At 44.9% G+C, this 21,789-nt stretch carries 18 protein-coding genes; 16 read left to right on the plus strand and 2 right to left on the minus strand.

Going from position 1 to position 21,789, the window contains the following annotated elements:
• Window positions 1-15: 15 nt before the first annotated feature.
• The 3 genes from IEV27_RS10370 (at window position 16) to IEV27_RS10380 (ending at window position 2,692) form a co-directional block, all read left to right on the plus strand.
• The gene (locus tag IEV27_RS10370; RefSeq protein ID WP_188377386.1) at window positions 16-447 is read left to right on the plus strand and encodes a YwiB family protein; all 432 of its coding nucleotides are present in this window, start codon (window positions 16-18) and stop codon (window positions 445-447) included.
• Complete coding sequence (gene argS, locus IEV27_RS10375) at window positions 444-2,111, plus strand: arginine--tRNA ligase (RefSeq protein ID WP_188377387.1); 1,668 nt, start codon at window positions 444-446, stop codon at window positions 2,109-2,111. The genes IEV27_RS10370 and argS overlap by 4 nt, the downstream gene beginning before the upstream one ends.
• 401 nt (window positions 2,112-2,512) lie before the next feature.
• Window positions 2,513-2,692 (plus strand): XapX domain-containing protein, encoded by a 180-nt coding sequence (locus IEV27_RS10380; RefSeq protein ID WP_188377388.1) that lies wholly within the window; start codon window positions 2,513-2,515, stop codon window positions 2,690-2,692.
• Here the strand turns inward: IEV27_RS10380 and cls are convergent.
• Entirely contained in the window at window positions 2,689-3,876 is a 1,188-nt protein-coding gene (gene cls, locus IEV27_RS10385; protein ID WP_188377389.1) for a cardiolipin synthase, read from the minus strand. The two genes, IEV27_RS10380 and cls, sit on opposite strands and share 4 nt — an antisense overlap.
• A gap of 170 nt (window positions 3,877-4,046) precedes the next feature.
• Here cls and IEV27_RS10390 point away from each other — a divergent pair, with 170 nt between their 5' ends.
• The 8 genes from IEV27_RS10390 to icmF all read left to right on the plus strand — a co-directional run bounded on the left by IEV27_RS10390 (window position 4,047) and on the right by icmF (window position 15,666).
• Window positions 4,047-6,179 carry a heterodisulfide reductase-related iron-sulfur binding cluster gene (locus IEV27_RS10390; protein ID WP_188377390.1) on the plus strand — a complete coding sequence of 711 codons (2,133 nt, stop codon included), beginning with the start codon at window positions 4,047-4,049 and terminating at the stop codon, window positions 6,177-6,179.
• A gap of 277 nt (window positions 6,180-6,456) precedes the next feature.
• Complete coding sequence (mmgA, locus tag IEV27_RS10395; RefSeq protein ID WP_188377391.1) at window positions 6,457-7,650, plus strand: acetyl-CoA C-acetyltransferase; 1,194 nt, start codon at window positions 6,457-6,459, stop codon at window positions 7,648-7,650.
• Window positions 7,650-8,501, plus strand: coding sequence for a 3-hydroxybutyryl-CoA dehydrogenase (locus IEV27_RS10400; RefSeq protein WP_188377392.1), 852 nt, complete (start codon window positions 7,650-7,652; stop codon window positions 8,499-8,501). Before mmgA ends, IEV27_RS10400 begins: the two co-directional genes overlap by 1 nt.
• A 21-nt stretch (window positions 8,502-8,522) precedes the next feature.
• On the plus strand, window positions 8,523-9,668 hold the full coding sequence (locus tag IEV27_RS10405; protein ID WP_188377393.1) for an acyl-CoA dehydrogenase: 1,146 nt from the start codon (window positions 8,523-8,525) through the stop codon (window positions 9,666-9,668).
• An 11-nt stretch (window positions 9,669-9,679) separates the two neighbouring features.
• On the plus strand, window positions 9,680-10,819 hold the full coding sequence (locus tag IEV27_RS10410) for an acyl-CoA dehydrogenase (RefSeq protein ID WP_188377394.1): 1,140 nt from the start codon (window positions 9,680-9,682) through the stop codon (window positions 10,817-10,819).
• A gap of 18 nt (window positions 10,820-10,837) precedes the next feature.
• The gene (gene meaB, locus IEV27_RS10415) at window positions 10,838-11,773 is read left to right on the plus strand and encodes a methylmalonyl Co-A mutase-associated GTPase MeaB (protein ID WP_188377395.1); all 936 of its coding nucleotides are present in this window, start codon (window positions 10,838-10,840) and stop codon (window positions 11,771-11,773) included.
• A complete protein-coding gene (locus IEV27_RS10420; protein ID WP_188377396.1) occupies window positions 11,773-12,402 on the plus strand; it encodes a TetR/AcrR family transcriptional regulator in 630 nt (209 codons plus the stop codon). The genes meaB and IEV27_RS10420 overlap by 1 nt, the downstream gene beginning before the upstream one ends.
• Before the next feature lie 15 nt (window positions 12,403-12,417).
• Window positions 12,418-15,666, plus strand: coding sequence for a fused isobutyryl-CoA mutase/GTPase IcmF (icmF, locus tag IEV27_RS10425; RefSeq protein WP_188377397.1), 3,249 nt, complete (start codon window positions 12,418-12,420; stop codon window positions 15,664-15,666).
• A 764-nt stretch (window positions 15,667-16,430) separates the two neighbouring features.
• Here the strand turns inward: icmF and IEV27_RS10430 are convergent.
• Window positions 16,431-16,754, minus strand: a complete 324-nt coding sequence (locus IEV27_RS10430) for a hypothetical protein (RefSeq protein ID WP_188377398.1) — start codon at window positions 16,752-16,754, stop codon at window positions 16,431-16,433.
• A 190-nt stretch (window positions 16,755-16,944) separates the two neighbouring features.
• On the opposite strand from IEV27_RS10430, the gene rpoE reads away from it, so the two are divergent.
• The 5 genes from rpoE to fsa all read left to right on the plus strand — a co-directional run bounded on the left by rpoE (window position 16,945) and on the right by fsa (window position 21,742).
• Complete coding sequence (gene rpoE, locus IEV27_RS10435) at window positions 16,945-17,484, plus strand: DNA-directed RNA polymerase subunit delta (RefSeq protein ID WP_188377399.1); 540 nt, start codon at window positions 16,945-16,947, stop codon at window positions 17,482-17,484.
• 182 nt (window positions 17,485-17,666) lie between these two features.
• Window positions 17,667-19,268: a CTP synthase gene (pyrG, locus tag IEV27_RS10440; protein WP_188377400.1), complete on the plus strand. Its 1,602-nt coding sequence runs from the start codon at window positions 17,667-17,669 to the stop codon at window positions 19,266-19,268.
• Window positions 19,269-19,599: 331 nt separating this feature from the next.
• Complete coding sequence (locus tag IEV27_RS10445; protein WP_188377401.1) at window positions 19,600-19,971, plus strand: response regulator; 372 nt, start codon at window positions 19,600-19,602, stop codon at window positions 19,969-19,971.
• A 164-nt stretch (window positions 19,972-20,135) separates the two neighbouring features.
• Window positions 20,136-20,999, plus strand: coding sequence for a class II fructose-1,6-bisphosphate aldolase (gene fba, locus IEV27_RS10450; RefSeq protein ID WP_188377402.1), 864 nt, complete (start codon window positions 20,136-20,138; stop codon window positions 20,997-20,999).
• A gap of 98 nt (window positions 21,000-21,097) precedes the next feature.
• Window positions 21,098-21,742, plus strand: a complete 645-nt coding sequence (gene fsa, locus IEV27_RS10455) for a fructose-6-phosphate aldolase (protein ID WP_188377403.1) — start codon at window positions 21,098-21,100, stop codon at window positions 21,740-21,742.
• Window positions 21,743-21,789: the final 47 nt, after the last annotated feature.

The following is a 21,789-nucleotide window of genomic DNA, read 5'->3' on the forward strand; positions in this document are numbered from 1 at the left end:
ACAAGGAGCGATAGAATGACAGCTAAAGATGTGCGCGTTAAGCTCGTCACAGAGATCCGCGATGCAGACCGTAAAGAAGAAATGACGCTGTCGGAGCCTGGCCAATTTTTCTCGCGTGGAGAAACGGAAGTTCTTAAGTTTACGGAGACTCCCGAAGAAGGTGAACCGATTCATACGATGGTAACGGTGAAGCCTGGGCATGTGAGTATTAAGCGAACAGGCGGCGTAGATATGCGGCAGGTCTTTCAAAAAAAGCTAGAGACAGAAAATATTTATCACCATACGTATGGTGATTTTCATATGAAAACTTTCACCGATCAAATTGAGTACCGTTCTATGGGAGATGGAGATCGTGGACGTTTATTTATTAGCTATCAAATGACGCTGAATCATGAAGTGACGCAGCGTCATCGGTTGACGTTACTTTTTGAGGAGGAAAGCGAATGAATATTGTAGAGCAGACGGAACAAAAGCTTAAAGATGAAATCGTCCGTGCGGTTAAGGAAGCAGGGTTAGCAGCCGACGAAGAAATGCCGGACGTCGTGCTGGAACAGCCGAAGGATAAGTCTCACGGCGATTATGCGACAAATATGGCGATGCAGCTGGCACGTGTAGCGAAAAAGAATCCGCGTCAAATTGCGAAAGAACTAGTGGAGCAGTTTGACCGTTCGAAAGCGTCGATTGAAAAGATTGAAATTGCGGGACCTGGCTTCATTAATTTTTATATGAACAACCAGTACTTAACTGACTTAGTTCCATCTATTCTTGAGGCGGGAGAGGCATACGGACGTACAAATGTCGGAAACGGTCATAAAATTCAAGTGGAGTTCGTTTCGGCTAACCCGACAGGCACGCTTCACCTTGGACATGCTCGTGGAGCGGCCGTCGGCGATTCGCTTTGCAATGTATTGGATGCGGCAGGATACGATGTATCACGTGAATATTACATTAACGATGCCGGAAACCAAATGGCAAATTTAGCTCTTTCTGTAGAAGCTCGTTACATGCAGGCTCTTGGTAAAGAATGGGACATGCCTGAAGACGGCTATCACGGCAAGGATATCATTGAGCTTGGCGAGAAGCTGGCTGAGGAGGATGGCGACAAGTGGGTCGACACTCCAGAAGAAGAGCGTTTAGAATTTTTCCGTTCGTACGGTCTGAAGTTTGAATTAGATAAAATTAAGCACGACTTAGAAGAGTTTCGTGTACCGTTTGACGAGTGGTTCTCTGAAACGTCGCTTTATGAAGGCGATAAAATCAAAGATGCCCTTCAAGTATTAAAGGATAAAAACTACGTCTACGACAAAGACGATGCTACATGGTTTGAAACAACGAAATTTGGTGATGATAAAGACCGTGTTTTAATTAAAAATGACGGAAGCTACACGTATTTAACACCGGATATTGCTTATCACAAAAATAAGCTCGACCGCGGATTTGATACGTTAATAAACATTTGGGGAGCCGATCACCATGGATATATTCCACGAATGAGAGCGGCTATCCAAGCCCTCGGTTACAGCGAAGACACCCTTGAAGTCGAAATTATTCAAATGGTGAATCTGTTCCAAGACGGCGAAAAAGTCAAAATGAGTAAACGTACAGGCAAAGCCGTGACGTTACGTGAACTCATGGAAGAGGTAGGGATTGATGCCATGCGTTATTTCTTCTCCATGCGTTCAAGCGACTCACACCTTGACTTTGACATGGACTTAGCTCGCTCTGAATCGAACGAAAACCCGGTCTACTACGTGCAATATGCCCACGCTCGTATCTGTACAATGCTGAGCCAGGCGGTAGAAAAAGGATTATCAGCCGGACAATTTGAAGGAAGCCATCTGACTTCTGAAAAAGAAGAAGACTTACTCAAACGCTTAGGCGAATTCCCGCAAGTCGTATCCGATGCAGCTGAAAAACGCACACCGCACCGAGTAACACAGTACGCATTCGATTTAGCATCGAACTTACACAGCTTTTACAACGCAGAAAAAGTACTCGATCCAGACAATCAAGAACGTACCGTAGCACGCGTAGCACTAATGAAAGCCGTACGCACCACACTGCAAAACGCCCTGCACCTAATCGGAGTCTCCGCACCAGAGAAAATGTAGGTGGAAAAGCGGAGGCGGCCTGATAGACACGCCACGCATAAGCAAGATGCCGAAGTGAAGTGGTCTTTCTTCACGCAGGTAGATTGCTTATGACGCGAGTGTCTGGCCGCTGCAGCTGGACAGTTGAAATACGGAGGCGAGCGGTTAGAACTGTATGCATAAGCAAAACCATGTAGTGGCGGTTTATGCCACGTAATGGGATTGCTTATGTCAATAAGTTCTGCGAGCCGAGTTGGCCAGAAGAAAAGCGGAAGTGGCCCGGTAGACACGACACGCATAAGTACTAAAATAAAACGAAAAAACCACAACAAAAACCGCTTCAGCATAAAATAGTTGAAGCGGTTTTTTTCATTCATCTAAAATAAGTAGATGGGTATAGTAAAGATAAGGGGGAATGACCAATGAAGGAAGTAGGTTTAGCACTACTTGCGGGTTTCATTGTAGGTGCCATATTTGCCGTATTTAAACTCCCAATTCCTGCCCCGCCAGCATTAGCCGGTATTGCAGGAATTGTAGGCATTTATTTAGGATTTAAATTTATTGGCTGGGTCACGCCAATGATTACATCGATATTAAATTAAAGAAGCGGTCGGAAAAACTTTGCGATTTGTTCATTGATTCGAGTGGCAAGCGAACGATTGGCGATCCATTCTTTATCCAGGACACGTGCATCTTTTACATCATTTAAATAAGTTTTGCGTAAGTCTTCTACAAATTCATCTTCGTAAATATACATGTTCACTTCTTTATTTAAAAACATACTGCGGCGGTCAAAATTGGCTGTACCTAAGTATGCGAAGGTGCGATCCACCATCATTACTTTAGCGTGATAAAATCCGGCATCAAAAAAGCTTATGTTTGCTCCATGCCGGTATAACTCATACATAAAAGGGAGTCCGGCTTCCTTCACGAGTGGATGGTCGGGCTTCATTGGAATCATCACGTGAATATTTACTCCGCGATCAATGGCTTCCTTTAAGGCTGCCATAAGCATTTCAGTAGGGATAAAGTACGGTGTTCCTATGAGAAGCTCAAATTTGGCGTTTTGAATCATCTCGAAAAAATCGTCCTCGAGTTCTCCTCCGTCTGTAGCTCGTATGCGGACGGTATGTTCTTCCTCCCGGTTACGAATGAATGGCTGATCGATTTCTTTCGTAGCTAATCCCCAGTCATCGAGAAACGTTTTATGCAGGTCATTCACAACAGGTCCCGTCACGCGCAAATGGTAATCACGCCAATCTTGAAAATAAGAACTTTCTCCTAAATAGACCCGCCCAATATTATAACCGCCTACGTATCCGATTTTCCCATCGATTACAGCAATTTTTCGGTGGTTGCGGCGATTCACTTTATAAAAAAAGTAGGGGAAACGTGGAGTCTCAGCAAATTGAAATTGAACGCCTGCGTCCCTGAGTTCTTTACGAACCCTTTTATTAATTTGGTAGCTTCCCATTCGATCTCCAAGCAATCGCACTTCGGCTCCTTCTTTTGCTTTCTTTTTTAAAGAATCCAGCAGTTTTCGTCCTGCCTTATCCACGTTGATGACGTAAAAAAATACATCCACATGATGTTTGGCGTTCGCGATCTCCTGGCAGAGGTCTTCATACAAAGGGGAACCGTTTTTGTATAATTGATAATTTCCGGTCGTAATTTCAAATGGAAGAAAACGCTGTTTTGCTAAATGGTCTTTTCTTCCTAATTTAAAATCGATGATGGCTAGAATTACGATGAGAATGATGCCTATGACGATCGTTGGTAAAATCATTGTGGGCCTCCTTCCAAGATTATTTAGTAAGTATTCCCTATTAAGGGCATTCTTGAACATGAAAAATTTCGGAAACTTGTTGACTGAATGCTCATTCATAATTTATAGTAAAGCTATAAGATTCAGAAAATTAGCAGTTTCTGGTCTAACAACGAAGAGGGGGAGAACATATGAATCCGTTGTTAATCGCCAATTGGATCCTATTTCTTGGGGTTACAGCTTACGGTTTATACTTATTTGTTCGTGTTGTGCGAACTCGTATCGCATACATTAAACTTGGTCGTAAATTCGAATTTGATGGGGAAATCAAAGATCGTCTCAATAGGGTATGGGTCAATGTATTCGGTCAAAAGAAACTTTTAAAAGATAAGAAGTCTGGAATTATTCACGTTATGTTTTTCTACGGTTTTATTCTTGTGCAATTTGGAGCGATCGATTTTATTTGGAAAGGACTAGCTCCTGATTCACATTTGCCGCTTGGACCGTTCTATCCTGGATTTACGTTTTTTCAAGAGATTGTAACCCTTACCATTATTGTTGCCGTAATCTGGGCGTTTCACCGCCGCTATGTGGAAAAACTTGTCCGACTTAAGCGTGGGTTTAAAGCTGGATTAGTTCTTCTGTTCATTGGCGGCCTGATGGCATCTGTTCTCATAGGAAACGGGATGGGAATCATCTGGCATGGTCATGAGCCCACTTGGACAGAACCTGTTGCGAGCTCAATTGCAAGCGCTTTCGGTTGGCTGCCTCCTGTTGCAGCAGCTACTATATTCTTTATAATGTGGTGGATTCACACGTTAATTTTACTTACATTCCTCGTGTATGTCCCGCAATCAAAGCATGCACACTTAATTGCGGCACCGGTTAACACGTTTTTAAGCAGACAAGATCCTCCTGGAAAATTAAAAACAATTGATTTTGAAATCGATGAAGAAGCAGATGAAGAGGATGTATCATTTGGTGTTGGTAAAATAGAAGATTTCAACCAGCTGCAAATGATAGACTTCTATGCTTGTGTAGAATGCGGACGCTGTACAAATGTATGTCCAGCCTCTGGTTCAGGAAAAATGCTGTCGCCGATGGATTTGATCATTAAATTACGTGATCACTTAACTGAAAAAGGAGCAGCTGTAACCGGTCAGGCGCCCTGGGTGCCGGCTTATGCGTTTTCGAATACAGAAGGAAATACGCTGGCTCAAATGGCACAAACGCATGGGTCTGAAGAAGCAGCGGCCAGCATGGATACGGTCCATAATAAGAGCCTCATTGGTGATGTCATTACGGAAGAAGAGCTATGGGCATGTACCACATGCCGTAACTGTGAAGATGCTTGTCCCGTTATGAACGAACACGTGGACAAAATTGTAGACTTGCGTCGTTACCTTGTCCTTACAGAAGGAAAAATGGATCCAGATGGACAGCGCGCGATCATGAATATCGAGCGTCAAGGCAATCCGTGGGGTCTGTCTAAGAAAGATCGAGAAAACTGGCGCGATGGAGAAGAAGATGTTCACATTCCAACCGTGAAAGAATTGAAGAAATCAGGAGAAGAGTTTGAATACTTGTTCTGGGTGAGCTCCATGGGATCGTACGACAACCGCAGTCAAAAAATTGCCATGGCGTTTGCGAAGCTGATGAACGCAGCAGGCATCAAGTTTGCGATTCTAGGAAACAAAGAACAGAACTCTGGCGACACCGCGCGCCGAATGGGAAATGAATTCTTATTCCAAGAGCTTGCTGAGAAGAATATTAAAGAATTTGAGAAAAATGATGTGAAGAAGATCATTACGATTGATCCACACGCGTATAACATTTTCAAAAATGAATACCCGGATTTAGGCTTTGAAGCGGAGGTCTATCACCACACAGAAATGCTGGCGGAATGGCTCAAGGATGGCCGATTGAAGCCAGAGGCAGAAGTGAACGAAACGATCACGTATCACGACAGTTGTTACTTGGGCCGCTACAACGAAGTATACCAGCCGCCGCGTGACGTACTTGAAATGATCCCTGGCGTTAAGGTTGTGGAGATGAAGCGTAATCGTTCGAACGGCATGTGCTGTGGTGCCGGCGGTGGAATGATGTGGATGGAAGAGAAATCAGGAAACCGCATGAACGTAGCGCGTACAGAACAGGCATTAGAAGTGGAGCCAACGATGATCTCCAGTGGATGTCCATTCTGCTTAACGATGCTGTCTGATGGAACGAAAGCGAAAGAAGTAGAAGAAGAAGTGAGCACAATGGATATTGCAGAAATCTTAGCGAAGTCCATTTTTCCTGAAAAAGTAGAGAAAACAGCTTAATCAGCTTTTGCCGCGATTTTTTGGAAATGGCCGCGAAAATCTAAGATTCGCCGCGAAAAAAATTATTTAGCCGCGCTTTAAGCTAAATAGCCGCGAATTATACAATTTGCCCGCGAAAACAAAATAAGGATTAGAAAAAAATGGTGGAAAGTGTACAGAAATTTTTGTACACTTTCCTTATGAGAGGGAATTGAGCGAGCGTTCAATCGCCATAAAATGAAAGCGTTATCAAATTTGAAACATAGGATCTGCACAAATACAGAGGAGGAACTAAACGATGCGTAAAACGGTTATTGTGGCAGGAGCGAGAACACCTTTTGGAAAATTTGGCGGTGGGTTAGCACCATTAACGGCAGCTCAGTTGGGCGGAATTGCCATTAAAGAAACGTTAAAAAGAGCAAACGTTCAAGCAGAAGATGTAAATGAAGTCATTATGGGGACAGTTTTACAAGGAGGGCAGGGTCAACTGCCGTCCCGCCAAGCTTCAAGAGAAGCAGGTATTCCGTGGGACGTGAAAACAGAAACGGTAAACAAAGTATGTGCGTCCGGCATGAGAAGTGTGACAATGGCCGATCAGTTTATTCGTCTTGGAGAAGAAGAAGTCATCGTCGCAGGTGGAATGGAGAGCATGAGCAATGCGCCATATTTTATGCCTAAAGCTCGCTGGGGATTGCGCATGGGTGACGCACCAGTTAAAGACATGATGGTGCATGACGGATTAACCTGTGCATTTGAGGATGTGCACATGGGCAATTACGGAAACCGCACGGCATCTGAACTAGAATTAACCCGTGAATCCCAGGACGAATGGTCCTATCAAAGCCACCAGAGAGCCAGCTCAGCGATTAATGAGGGGAAATTAGCAGAAGAGATTGTTCCTGTCGAAGTACCGCAGCGTAAAGGTGATCCGGTTGTCATCGAAACGGATGAAGCACCACGCAGCAATACAACGGTCGAAGCTCTTGCAAAACTGAAGCCTGTATTTGATCCGCAAGGGACGATCACCGCAGGAAACGCTCCCGGGGTGAACGATGGAGCTGCGGCTATGCTGCTTATGTCAGACGAGAAAGCGTCTGAACTTGGAGTGAAATCGCTGGCAACGATTATCGCTCACGAAGAAATTGCTGTAGAAGCGCAGGACTTTCCGCAGACGCCAGGACTGGTCATTAACAAACTGTTGAAAAAAACAGGGATCTCGATTGATGATATCGACCTTTTCGAGGTGAACGAAGCTTTTGCCGCTGTTTCACTCGCAAGCGGAAAGATTGCTGGACTTGATCCAGAGAAAGTAAACGTCAACGGGGGAGCAGTTGCATTAGGACACCCAATCGGGGCAAGCGGTGCCCGTATTATCCTGACACTTGCTCATGAATTAAAACGCCGCGGCGGCGGATTAGGCATTGCTTCGATCTGTTCAGGCGGAGGACAGGGAGATGCTGTATTGATCGAAGTGGCAGGAGGTCAAGAGTAATGCTGATTAATCAAGTGATGGTGATCGGGGCCGGGCAGATGGGCGCAGGCATTGCACAGGTTTTTGCTCAAGCCGGCCTCCGCGTTAAATTAAATGACCTAAACGAAGACGCTTTACAAAAAGGTTTAGATGGCATAAAAAAACGGCTTACGAAAGCTGTAGAAAAAGAAAAGATGACAGAAAACGAAAAGCAGCAGGCGTTTGAGAATCTAGAAGGAACAACTGACCTTCGCGCCGCTTCTGACTGCGACCTCATTATCGAAGCCGTCGTCGAAAAGATGGAAGTAAAAACAAAAGTATTCCAAAGCTTAGATGCGATTGCACCTGACCATGCGATTTTGGCATCAAATACGTCTTCCTTGCCGATTACTGAAATTGCGGCTGTAACGAAGCGCCCTTCTCAAGTGATTGGCATGCATTTTATGAACCCGGTACCGGTGATGAAGCTAGTTGAAATTATTCGGGCGCTGCAAACGAGTGACGAGACATACGAAGCCATTGAGCAAATGACGGAAAAACTCAATAAAACACCAGTGGAAGTAAACGACTTTCCTGGTTTCGTATCTAACCGCATTCTAATGCCGATGATTAACGAAGCCATTTACACCGTATATGAAGGTGTTTCTTCCGTAGAAGATGTAGATACCGTCATGAAGCTCGGCATGAATCACCCGATGGGACCACTCACGCTGGCTGACTTTATTGGATTAGATACATGTCTATCGATTATGGAAGTCCTTCATGAAGGGTTCGGGGACAGCAAATACCGTCCGTGTCCACTTCTAAGGCAATATGTGAAAGCTGGCTGGCTCGGCAAGAAGTCCGGCCGTGGATTTTACAGCTACGAATAACAGGTGAGGGAGAGAAGCAAGATGAACCTACAGTTTACGGACGAACAAATCATGCTTCAAAAAATGGTTCGTGATTTTGCCGAGAAAGAAGTGGCGCCTGCCATTGAGCGGATGGAGCGGGAGGATCGGTTTCCGATCGAACTTGTGCGACGGATGGGCGAACTCGGCTTAATGGGGATTCCTATACCGGAACAGTATGGCGGTGCCGAAATGGATTACACGTCTTACGTGATGGCGATCCACGAAATTTCAAAAGTCAGCGCAACACTTGGTGTCATTTTATCTGTTCATACTTCCGTAGGGACGAACCCGATTCTTTACTTCGGAACGGAAGAACAAAAACAAACATACATTCCAAAGCTTGCTTCAGGGGAATATTTAGGAGCTTTTGCCCTCACAGAACCAAGCGCAGGGTCGGATGCGGGAAGTCTAAAGACAAGAGCGGAGAAGCAGGGCGATCACTATATCATAAATGGAGAAAAAATATTTATAACAAACGGCGGCGCAGCGGATACGTTTATCGTGTTTGCCCGTACGAATCGTGATGAGAAACGCGGGAAGGGCGTCAGCGCTTTTATTATTGAAAAAGATACACCTGGATTTACGATTGGAAAAGCCGAGAAGAAGATGGGCATGCATGGATCGAGCACGGTTTCGTTAAGCTTTGATCAGTGTAAAGTCCCAGCTTCACAGCTGCTCGGCACCGAAGGAGAAGGCTTTAAAATTGCACTCGCTAATTTAAATACAGGGCGGATTGGGATTGCAGCTCAGTCTCTTGGTATCGCTGAAGCGGCTCTTGAGCACGCGGTTGCTTATGCAAAAGAACGGGAGCAGTTCGGTAAGCCGATTGCTCAGCATCAAGGCATTTCCTTTAAGCTCGCGGATATGGCCACCAGTGTTGAGGCAGCAAGTCTATTAGTCTATCAAGCGGCTTCTCTACAGGGAGCCGGTAAGCCATGCGGAAAAGAAGCTTCGATGGCAAAACTGTTTGCTTCGCAAGCGGCGATGGATGCCTCGATTGAAGCTGTTCAAGTTCACGGCGGGTATGGCTACACGGAAGATTATGCCGTTGAACGATTTTTCCGGGACGCCAAGGTTTGCCAAATCTATGAAGGTACGAGTGAAATACAGCGAATTGTTATCAGCAATCATCTAACGAAGAAATAGGAGGAACAACTATGGATTTTTCATTAACTGAAGAACAGGTCATGCTGCGAAAAATGGTTCGTGATTTTGCTAAAAATGAAGTGGAGCCGACCGCAGCAGAACGTGATGAAGAGGAGCGTTTTGACCGTGAGATTTTCGATAAAATGGCAGAGCTTGGGCTAACCGGGATTCCGTGGCCTGAAGAATACGGAGGGATTGGTTCGGATTTCGTCAGCTACGTCATTGCCGTCGAAGAATTGTCACGCGTCTGTGCGTCAACAGGTGTAACATTATCCGCGCACATCTCGTTAGCCAGCTGGCCAATCTATAAATTCGGTACAGAGGAACAGAAGAAAACGTTTCTTGCGCAGCTGGCAAGCGGGGAAAAACTAGGCGCGTATGCCTTATCAGAGCCAGGGGCAGGAAGCGACGTTTCTTCCATGCGTACTCAGGCAAAACGCGACGGCGATGACTACGTGCTCAACGGCAGTAAAGTATGGATTACAAATGGCGGTGTAGGCGATCTTTATGTTGTGTTTGCGAAAACAGATCCAGACGCAGGAAGCCGTGGAGTCAGTGCTTTTATCGTTGAGAAGGGAACCCCAGGGTTTACTTTTGGTAAAAAAGAAAAGAAATTAGGCATTCGTTCTTCTCCAACAACGGAGCTTATTTTTGAAGACTGCCGCGTACCAAAAGAGAACTTGCTCGGAGAAGAAGGTCAAGGCTTTAAAATTGCGATGATGACGCTTGACGGCGGTCGAAATGGAATTGCAGCTCAAGCATTAGGCATTGCTCAAGGCGCACTCGATGAATCCGTAAACTATGCGAAAGAGCGCGAACAGTTTGGCAAACCAATCGCTCAGCACCAAGGGATTTCGTTTAAACTGGCGGATATGGCTACTGAAATTGAAGCTTCCAGACTCTTAACCTACCAGGCCGCTTACTTAGAATCAGAAGGCAAACCTTACGCGAAAGCGTCCGCGATGGCGAAGCTCTATGCCGGGGATGCAGCGATGCGCATTACAGTGGAAGCTGTTCAAGTTCACGGCGGGTATGGCTATACGAAAGATTATCCGGTGGAGCGTTACATGCGTGATGCAAAAATCACCCAAATCTATGAAGGAACCAATGAAATCCAGCGTCTTGTCATTGGCCGAATGTTGACGAAATAAACGAGAGGAGGCCCGGTCATGCATTCATTAGCGGAAAAAATACAGCAGCAAGACATGCGGGCCCTCGCTCGTGCTATTACTTTAATTGAAAACGATGATCCGGATAAGCTGAACTTGATGAGCGATATTTTTTCTGTTGGGAAAAAAGCTCATCATATCGGCATCACCGGTTCACCCGGCGCAGGAAAAAGCTCGCTGATCAATCGGCTGCTCACTCACCTGCGCGCTCAAGATTTAACGGTGGCTGTAATTGCTGTGGATCCAACAAGTCCTTTTAGCGGCGGATCGCTGCTCGGCGATCGAACGAGAATGAACCAGCATTTTCTCGACCCCGGGATTTTTATTCGCAGCATGGCGACACGCGGCAGTTTAGGCGGGTTAGCCCGCGCGACAAAAGATGCGATACGTGTATGTGATGCGTATGGTTTCGATATCGTGTTAGTGGAAACCGTAGGCGTCGGACAGTCCGAGCTGGATATTATGAAGGTCGTAGATACCACAGGTCTTGTGCTTACACCGAACAGTGGAGATGTGCTGCAAATTTTCAAAGCCGGCATTATGGAGATTGCTGATCTTTTCATTATTAATAAAGCCGATTTGCCAGGAGTCGTTCGTTTAAAAGCAACGCTCGAAGAATATATGATGATCGCCCAGCCAAAAGGATGGCACCCGCTTATTGTCAAAACGATTTCTACCGAAAATAAGGGAATGAATGAGTTGTGGAACGGCATGGAGCAGCATCGAAATTATTTATATGAAACGAAGCAGGGAGAAGAACGACGGTTGAAGCAGCTCGAGCTTGAAGTGTATGAATTAATTCGAGAAGAAATTTGGCGCGACGTACAAAGCACCATCGATTCTGATCAGGAGAAGGCGGAACAGCTGCGTGATCCAGAAGCCGATCCTTATCAACTGGCCAAGGACTGGTACGGAGCATGGAAGGGTGATTCCTAATGGAGAAAAACCAAGTACCTTCGACAATCAAAGATGAAGCCCTCGTAGAAAAACGACGCCAGCAAATGGTGAAAGGCGCCGTAACCCTTTTTACAGAGAAAGGCTTCCATAAAACGACGACTCGCGAAATCGCGAAGGCTTCAGGGTTCAGCATAGGAACGCTTTATGAATACATCCGAAAAAAAGAGGATGTCCTGTTTCTCGTCTGTGATTCGATTTATGAACGAGTAAAGGAGCGGATGGAAGCGTCCATTAATCAAGATGAAAAGAGCGTCGCGAATCTCATTCTTGCGATTCGTGCGTATTTTCATCTGATGCATGACATGCAGGGGGAAGTGCTCGTGATGTATCAGGAAGTAAAGTCGTTGTCGAAGGATGCCCAGGATTACGTGCTGCAAAAAGAGCGCGATATGGTCGCCATGCTTGAAAAAGTGATTAAGAACAGCCTTCCATTTTCCATTTCCGAAGAGCAGGTAACGCTGATTGCTAATAACATTTTCGTGCAAGGACAAATGTGGGGTTTCAGACGCTGGATCTTGCAGCGTACCTTTACATTAGAAACATATACCGAACAGCAGATCAAGCTGCTGCTTCAAGGCTTACAGGTCGAAGAAAAAGAACTAACCTAAAGGGGAGGACATTGTATGGAAAAGCCAAATGTCTATCAGTCAAAGCACCCGATTCGCTTTGTGACGGCATCAAGCTTATTTGACGGACACGATGCTTCGATTAATATTATGCGCCGCATTCTTCAATTTACTGGAGCAGAAGTGATCCACCTTGGACACAACCGCTCCGTGGAAGAAGTGGTGAACGCAGCCATTCAGGAAGATGTGCAGGGGATCGCCATTTCTTCCTACCAGGGCGGGCACGTCGAATATTTTAAATACATGGTCGACCTGCTTCGTGAAAAAGGAGCAGGACATATTCGTGTCTACGGAGGGGGAGGCGGTGTCATTATCCCTCGTGAAATTAAAGAACTTCACGACTACGGGGTCGCCCGCGTCTTTTCTCCAGAGGATGGACGTGAACACGGATTACAAGGCATGATCAACGTAATGATGGAAGAATGCGATTTTCTTCCGCCGTTAAACAATATAGAAGAAGCCGTTTCGGATTTAACAAAAGGGGATCATCAATCGATTGCCCGGTTCATTACGTATGTTGAGAATACGCCGAAGGAAGAGCGGGAAGCTGTCGCCACTTTTGAAAGCGTTGTCGAACAATCGGTCGAACGAAAAATACCTGTACTCGGGATTACTGGAACGGGCGGCGCCGGTAAAAGCTCGTTAACGGATGAGCTGATTCGCCGGTTTGTGAACGAAATTCCTGAGAAGAAAATCGGTATCCTATCCGTGGATCCGACGAAAAAGAAAACGGGCGGGGCGCTGCTTGGCGACCGTATTCGGATGAATGCGATTTTTAACCCGCGCGTTTATATGCGTTCATTAGCCACGAGGGAAGCACGTTCGGAGCTGTCCTCCGCTGTGGAAGAATCGATTCAAGTCATGAAAGCAGCTGGAATGGACTTTATTATTGTAGAAACGAGCGGGATTGGCCAGGGAGACGCTGCGATTACGGACGTCACTGACCTTTCCATGTATGTGATGACGGCTGAGTTTGGAGCACCGTCTCAGCTTGAGAAGATTGATATGATTGATTTTGCTGACTTTATTGTCATTAATAAATTTGAACAAAAAGGATCAGAAGATGCGTTAAATCAAGTTCGCAAACAGTATGAGCGCAGCCATATGCTCTTTCACGAGGATACGTCCAAGTTTCCGGTGTACGGAACGATTGCCAGCCAGTTTAACGATCCGGGCACGAACACACTATTTGCCGGCATTGTTGATAAGCTGAATGAAGACTATAACTGGCAGGATGGAACAACGCTTGAACGCGTGGATAAAGTTGAGAAACAAAATGTCATCATTCCTAATGAACGCAAACAATATTTGCGTGATATTTCATTAGCTGTCCGTGACTATCACAAGCATGCTGATGATCAAGCCGAGCAGGCGCGTAAACTGTACCAATTAAAAGGTACGGTGGCGTTGTTAGACGATGAGCAGCAAAAAGAAAGCATTCAGCGGTTAATCGAAGACTATGAAGAGAAGCTGGATCGAGAAGCGACGGTGCTTTTAAATGACTGGGACGATCTACACGAGCGTTACAGCGGGGATACGTACACGTTTAAAGTACGGGATAAAGATATCACGATGGACATTACGACAGAAAGTCTGTCTGGACTTAAAATTCCTAAGGTTGCGCTTCCTAACTATCACGACTGGGGAGATCGTTTATTGTGGCTGATGCAGGAAAACGTACCCGGCGCGTTTCCATTTACGACAGGTGTTTTTCCTTTTAAACGAAAGGGAGAGGATCCGAAGCGTCAGTTCGCTGGCGAAGGTACGCCTGAGCGTACAAACCGTCGATTCCACTATTTATCCGAAGGTGATGACGCCAAACGTTTAAGCACGGCTTTTGACTCGGTGACGCTTTACGGAGAAGATCCAGATGAACGGCCGGATATTTACGGAAAAGTCGGCGAAAGCGGCGTAAACATTTGTACGCTGGAAGATATGAAGAAACTGTATTCGGGATTCGATCTGGTGGATCCGACTACTTCCGTTTCCATGACGATTAATGGCCCGGCTCCGATTATTTTAGCGATGTTTTTCAATACGGCCATCGATCAGCAGTTAAACAAATTTAAGGAAGACAATGGACGCGAACCAAATGCAGAAGAAGCGGCTCAAATTAAAGAAGACACGATCAAAGTCGTCCGGGGAACGGTGCAGGCAGATATTTTAAAAGAAGATCAGGGACAGAATACGTGCATCTTCTCCACTGAATTTGCTCTGCGCATGATGGGTGATATTCAGCAGTACTTTATCGATCATGAAGTGCGTAACTACTATTCCGTCTCGATCTCCGGCTATCACATTGCCGAAGCAGGCGCGAACCCGATTACCCAGCTGGCCTTTACGCTGGCGAACGGCTTTACGTATGTGGAGTATTATTTAAGCCGCGGGATGGATATTAATAAGTTCGCACCAAACTTGTCCTTCTTTTTCTCAAACGGTCTCGATCCTGAATATACTGTACTTGGACGTGTGGCCCGCCGCATTTGGGCGATCGTTATGAAAAATAAATACGGAGCGAATGAGCGAAGCCAAAAGCTGAAATATCATATTCAGACGTCAGGGCGTTCCTTGCACGCCCAGGAAATCGATTTTAACGACATTCGTACGACACTGCAGGCGCTTATCGCGATACAGGATAATTGTAATTCCCTTCATACCAATTCTTATGATGAAGCGATCACTACGCCGACTCAGGAATCGGTGCGCCGCGCCATGGCGATTCAGATGATCATTAGTAAAGAATTCGGATTAACGAAAAACGAGAACTCTTTGCAAGGCTCCTATATTATTCGCGAGCTCACTGACCTCGTAGAAGAAGCCGTACTTCAAGAGTTCGAACGTATCAACGATCGCGGCGGCGTATTAGGCGCGATGGAACGCCAATACCAGCGTGGGAAGATTCAAGAGGAATCCTTATATTACGAGGGTAAGAAGCATTCCGGAGAACTGCCGATTATCGGAGTCAATACGTACTTGAATCCGAACCCGCCATCTGAAGAGGAGATCGACTCGATGGAGCTTGCCCGCGCTTCTAAAGAAGAGAAAGAGCATCAAATCACGGAGCTGCGCAGCTTCCAGCGTACGCATGAAACAGAGGCCGATGACGCACTGAAACGACTGCAGCAAGTCGCAAGCGGCGGTGGAAACATTTTTGCCGAATTAATGGAAACGGTAAAAGTAGCCAGCCTCGGTCAGATTACGAACGCTTTATATGAAGTAGGCGGCCAATACCGCCGTAATATGTAAGCTTTGCCACGCTATACTGTATGGGCAGCGTATAAGGGTGTAGAGAAAGCCTCGGTAGCTACAGTAGAGAAACCTTAGCTTTTTCTTTTACCTTGACCGTGTGAAACTTCCTTGCAGGAGAAAGAGGAAAGGGTTTTAGGAAACGACTCCCTTTCCGTGGGCGAATGGTGTGCCTCCTCAGGCTAACGCCTTCCGGGGTCACACCTTATTCGTCTCTTCCACAGGAGTCTCGCCGTTTCCTAAAACCCTTTAACGAAAATAAAGCTGTGCACTTATGGAAATAGATCTTGTAGCAGGGCATTCATTCTAGGATAGTTCCGAAAGCCTCTTTTAATAAAAGGAACGGAAAAAGTGACGACTCCTGCGGGACGAGCAGACAGGAGAGACCCCGGAGGTCACAGACCGAGGAGGCTTTCCGTCCTGCCCCGCGGAAAGCGGCACTTTTTCCTGTTCCTTTTCTCCTGACCATCTATGTAAGCTGATATAGTATATTTAGAGGGATCTCTTCTAGCTAATGTGAGCTAGATGGGGAAAGTCTTCTTCTGTTTTAAGGGACTACCAGGACTGAGGCCTCTTTCACTCCTGCGGAAGAACGAGTGAGCCGAGATCACCGAGAGTGGGTTTCGCGAGGAAGCTCGGGCGCTCGTCCGCGGAAATGGTGGATCCTTCACCTATGGAAGCTTTGGGAATCATTTTCTTTCCAAGGATAGAAGAAAATAGATGTAAAAAAACGAGCCTCCCAAAAAGGAAGCTCGTTTCTTCTATTAATGCCCGCCGCCAACAGAATCATCGTCGTGCGCTTGATTAATATCTACCATATACGGTTGTTTTTGACCGTACCACTCATAAGTGACTTCGTAATCCTCATCTTCTTCAAGAACCATCCACAGGCTCTCGTCTTCAACGACAATCTCCTCGCCGTCGATCGTCACATAGTAACCATCATCATCGTGGCTTTTCTCTTCAAGTGTCGCTTCGGTTACATGCTCTTCGTAGATATAACCAAAGCTCATGTAAAGCCAAATACCAACAGCAACGAGTAGAATAATGGCAACAATCCAATTAAATGGGTGTACTTTTTTAAGCATGATTTGACTCTCCTTTATGCTCAATCTGCTCTTATTTTACGCTAAAATTGTACCACCACCAAATAAGATCGTCTATTCCATATAGAAAGATTGATTTTTGTTAAAGCTAACCATATAATGAGGGGTATGATTATATGTCATTCGTATGCCTGTATGCTTGCATTTGAATGATTAAAGGAGTGCTAGGATCGTGACGATTAAAGAACTAAGCAAAGAGCAAATTGAAGAAATTTCCATGATTAGACTGGCTACGATCATTTTAGAGGAAGAGAGAGAAGCGAAAGATTTCAATGATATTTTTGAACAAATCGCTAATCTTAAAAACTTCAGTGAATCTCAGAAGGAACAATATATTGCACAATTCTATACGGATTTAAACTTGGATGGCAGCTTTATGACCATTGGTACAAACCGGTGGGGATTAAAGAACTGGTATCCTGTTGAGCAACTGGAAGAAGAAATCGCCGCTCTTCCACAAAAACGTAAGAAGAAAAAGAAAAAGAAAAAGCCTTCCAAGCTGCTTGAGGACGAGCTTGGGGTAGAAGGTTATGATGATGAAGAAGAGAGCGAACTGGATGAGATCGAATTGACGGATGAAGATCTTGATCTTGACGACGATGATGGCTTCGAAGGTGACTATGATGAAGATGATCTCGACGAAGAGGAAGAAGAGGTCGTTGAAAATGATGTCAGCTTCATTGGTGATGAAGACGAGGAAGATGAATCCTAAGGTTGACTTTCAAATGCCGAATGAGTATTATTTTATTTGGGCTCTTTAATTTTTTGAACGTTAATAACGCTCCCCTTTCGTGGGGAGCGTTTTTTGTTTTTCTCTGACACATACTATAGATATGTCTTTTTCAATAGATCGAAAAGCCAACCAAATGAAATTAATAGAAAGAGGGATACTCCATGGCAACAAAATATATTTTCGTAACAGGCGGCGTAGTCTCGTCTTTAGGAAAAGGGATCACAGCAGCATCGCTGGGTCGCTTGCTGAAAAACCGCGGTCTTAAAGTAACGATTCAAAAGTTCGACCCATACATTAACGTCGATCCAGGGACGATGAGTCCTTATCAACACGGTGAAGTTTTTGTAACGGATGATGGTGCGGAAACGGACTTGGATTTAGGTCACTACGAGCGCTTTATTGATATTAATTTAAATAAATTTAGTAACGTGACAACAGGTAAAGTGTATTCCAACGTGATTAAGAAAGAGCGTCGCGGAGACTACCTTGGCGGAACGGTTCAAGTTATTCCTCACATTACCAATGAAATCAAAGATCGGGTATTCCGTGCAGGTCATGAGACGAATGCAGATGTCGTTATCACTGAAATTGGCGGAACCGTAGGGGATATTGAATCCTTGCCATTCCTAGAAGCGATCCGCCAAATTAAGAGCGACATCGGACGCGAGCACGTGATGTATTTACATTGTACACTTGTGCCTTATTTAAAAGCCGCAGGGGAAATGAAGACAAAGCCAACACAGCACAGCGTAAAAGAGCTTCGTTCATTAGGCATTCAGCCTGATGTCATCGTGCTTCGTACCGAGATGGAAATTTCCGACGATATGAAAGAAAAGATTGCCCTTTTCTGCGACATTAATAAGGGCGCTGTCATTGAAGCGGGAGACGCAGATACGTTGTATGATGTGCCGCTTACGCTGCAGCAGCAAAAACTTGATGAATTAACATGTGAACATTTTGGCTTGCAAACCGAGCCTGCTGATATGACCGAGTGGAACAAGCTCGTCAATCGCGTGAAAAATTTACAAGATAAAGCAACCATTGGTCTTGTTGGTAAATATGTGGAACTACCGGATGCCTATATTTCAGTTGTTGAAGCATTGAAGCATGCAGGTTACAGCTACGATGCAGATGTTCAAATTAAATGGGTGAATTCTGAAGAGGTGACGCCTGAAAACGCAGCCGAGCATTTATCAGATGTTGATGGCATCCTTGTCCCTGGAGGATTTGGAGATCGTGCGATTGAAGGGAAAATTCAAGCGATTCGTTACGCTCGCGAACAAAAAGTACCGTTCCTTGGAATTTGCTTAGGTATGCAGCTGGCAACGGTAGAGTTTGCTCGTCACGAACTAGGGCTTACAGGTGCGCACTCAGCTGAGATTAACCCAGCTACACCTCACCCGATCATTGATCTGCTTCCAGAGCAAAAAGAAGTTTCCGACCTTGGCGGAACTTTGCGCCTTGGAATTTATCCTTCTCGCTTGAAGCACGGAACAAAAGCAATGGAAGCATACGGGGAAGAAGTCGTATACGAACGCCACCGTCACCGTTTTGAGTTTAACAACCATTACCGTGAACAAATGGAAGAAAATGGGTTTATTTTCTCCGGTACGAGCCCCGATGGCCGACTCGTTGAGATCATCGAAGTGGAAGATCACCCATGGTTTGTTGCCAGCCAGTTCCACCCAGAATTCAAATCTCGTCCAGAGCGTCCACAGCAGCTGTTCCATGGCTTTATCGGAGCTGTAATTAATACGAAGTAATAAAGGACTGTCTTGAGAGTTCTTCCTGTCCAGGTAAGAACGATTAAGGCAGTTTTTTATATTGTAAAAATAAAATCCAGTGAATATTTATACGGGATTCGAGGACATCCCTCTAAATTTTACAAAATAATAACTTCTCGATTTTTGGAAGAAAAGCAAAGAAAAGCCCAGTTTTTAGGAGTATTTCCAACTTAATAGATGAGAATTATTTTTAATCCTTTCACTTTTTTTCAAAAAATGAAGGATTACGGCAGGAGTATGTAGAAATATAGCCTAAAAGACTTAATGAGTATAGGAGATGCATGTTTCTGTGGAAAGGTAGTGAAAAAAGATGGGAAACAAAGTGCTCGTAGTAGACGATCAACCAGGCATACGCCTGTTGCTTGAGGAATTGTTGAAAAGCGACGGCTATGAAATCATCACAGCAAAAACAGGAAAGCAAGCATGTGAACAAGTTATTGAACATCATCCAGATCTTATCTTAATGGATTATAAACTACCATTGATGAGCGGCGGCGAAGTGCTCGAGTATTTGCATAATCAAAACATTCACCAGCCTGTGTTAATTATGACAGGGCTCTCCCCGAATTCAATACAAGAAGATACGGATTACTCCTTTGTGAAAGAGATTATCCCAAAACCATTTGATATCCATATGATGCGTGATTTAGTAGCAAAAACCATTTCGAAAGAGAAACTATAATCTTTTTTTGGCATGTAAGCGTTATCTCTCCTGATTGCTGTTGCACCTTCTTTAGGGTATTGGTATTCTAATACTGTACATCAGCTTACGTGACATATTTTTGTTGAAAATGCACAAATATATGTTAGTAATAGATAAGATACATTTTTAAAGGAGGATCTTTCATGCCGTTAGTTTCAATGAAAGAAATGCTAGAAAAAGCGAAGGAAGAACGCTACGGAGTAGGACAGTTTAACCTTAACAACTTAGAGTACGCTCAAGCGATTCTTCAGGCTGCTGAAGAAGAACAATCTCCAGTTATCCTTGGGGTATCTGAAGGTGCTGGACGTTATATGGGAGGATTTAACGTTGTCGTAGCAATGGTTAAATCTCTTATGGAGTCCTACGGTACGACTGTTCCTGTAGCGATTCACTTAGATCACGGATCAAGCTTCCAGAAGTGTGCGGAAGCAATTCATGCTGGATTCACTTCTGTAATGATCGACGCATCCCACGATCCTCTAGAAGAGAACATTGCTGTTACGAAAAAAGTTGTAGAGCTTGCACACATCCACGGAGTTTCTGTTGAAGCAGAACTTGGCCGTGTAGGCGGGCAGGAAGACGACCTAATCGTTGATGACGCTGAAGCGGCATACGCGATTCCATCTGAGTGTAAGCAGCTCGTTGACGAAACAAACGTTGACGTATTTGCACCAGCACTAGGTTCTGTACACGGACCTTACAAAGGTGAACCGAACCTAGGATTCGACCGCATGGAAGAAATTATGGGTCTTGTGGACAAGCCGCTTGTACTTCACGGTGGAACAGGAATCCCTACAGCTGACATTAAGAAAGCTATTTCTTTCGGTACAGCGAAAATTAACGTAAACACAGAAAACCAAATTTCTCAAGGTAAAGCTGTACGTCAAGTATTGGCTGAACAGCCTGAGCAATATGATCCACGTAAATATCTTGGACCTGGCCGCGACGCGATCAAGGAAACAGTTATTGGAAAAATGCGTGAATTTGGTTCTTCTCAAAAAGCATAATGAACAAAAAGGAAGCCGTTACGATGTAGCGGTTTCCTTTTCCACATCTATGAAAACGCCATCATTCGACAAAATCTCATTCAGGGAGAGGATTAATTATGAAATTTTTCATTGATTCAGCAAATATTTCAGAGATTAAAGAAGCAAATGCACTCGGTCTTCTTGACGGAGTAACAACGAACCCAAGTTTAGTTGCTAAGGAAGGGGTATCCTTTCACGATCGACTGCGCGAAATTACAAGTGAAGTAACAGAAGGCTCGGTAAGTGCTGAAGTGATTTCATTGGATGCAGAAGGAATGTTAAAGGAAGCCAAAGAACTAGCTGCCATCGCTCCAAATATTACCATCAAAGTGCCTATGACGCTGGAAGGTTTGAAGGCTGTTAAAGCGTTAAGCGATTTAAATATTAAAACAAACGTCACATTAATTTTCTCAGCTAATCAGGCCCTTCTTGCTGCACGTGCCGGCGCCTCCTACGTATCACCATTCTTAGGTCGTTTGGATGATATTGGCCAAAACGGAGTGGAGCTAATTGCTCAAATTGCAGAGATATTCGACCGCCATGCGATTGAATCTGAGATCATCGCAGCATCCATCCGACACCCTATGCACCTTACTGAATCCGCACTAAATGGAGCCCACATCGCCACCGTTCCATTCAAGCTTTTTGAACAAATTGTTAAGCACCCGCTCACTGATCAGGGTATTGAAAAATTCTTAAATGACTGGAATAATCAAAAGTAACGAGTCAATTGGAAAAACATGCATACACTAAGGTCAGAATCTTTACC

It is taken from the genome of Halobacillus andaensis (assembly GCF_014636475.1).
Lineage (GTDB): Bacteria > Bacillota > Bacilli > Bacillales > Halobacillaceae > Halobacillus_A > Halobacillus_A andaensis.